The organism is Macrococcus epidermidis, assembly GCF_003259695.1.
Lineage (GTDB): Bacteria > Bacillota > Bacilli > Staphylococcales > Staphylococcaceae > Macrococcoides > Macrococcoides epidermidis.
In genome coordinates this window covers 1-723 of the sequence record NZ_PZJH01000022.1, presented here as the reverse complement: position 1 = coordinate 723, position 723 = coordinate 1, and the positions used below count along the sequence as shown (strand labels likewise).

At 44.5% G+C, this 723-nt stretch carries 1 pseudogene; it reads right to left on the bottom strand.

From position 1 onward, the window contains the following. A pseudogene (locus tag BHU61_RS13640) lies at nucleotides 1–723 on the bottom strand (MSCRAMM family adhesin SdrC); the annotation flags it as partial.

The following is a 723-nucleotide window of genomic DNA, read 5'->3' as shown; positions in this document are numbered from 1 at the left end:
GTATCAGAATCAACAAGTGGTTCAGTGAGCGAATCAACAAGTGGCTCAGTAAGTGAATCAACGAGCGGTTCAGTAAGTGAATCGACATCAGGTTCGGTATCAGAATCAACAAGTGGCTCAGTAAGTGAATCAACGAGCGGTTCAGTAAGTGAATCGACATCAGGTTCAGTAAGTGAGTCAACGAGCGGTTCAGTATCAGAGTCAACGTCAGGTTCGGTAAGTGAATCAACGTCAGGTTCGGTAAGTGAATCAACAAGCGGATCAGTATCAGAATCAACATCAGGTTCAGTAAGCGAATCGACATCAGGTTCGGTATCAGAATCAACATCAGGTTCAGTAAGTGAATCAACAAGCGGATCAGTATCAGAATCAACATCAGGTTCAGTAAGCGAATCAACGAGCGGTTCAGTATCAGAGTCGACGTCAGGTTCGGTAAGCGAATCAACAAGTGGTTCGGTATCAGAATCAACAAGTGGTTCAGTGAGCGAATCAACAAGTGGCTCAGTGAGTGAATCAACAAGTGGATCAGTAAGTGAATCAACATCAGGTTCAGTAAGTGAATCAACATCGGGTTCAGTGAGCGAATCAACGTCAGGTTCGGTAAGCGAATCAACGAGTGGTTCAGTATCAGAATCAACAAGTGGTTCAGTGAGCGAATCAACAAGTGGCTCAGTAAGTGAATCAACGAGCGGTTCAGTAAGTGAATCGACATCAGGTTCGGTA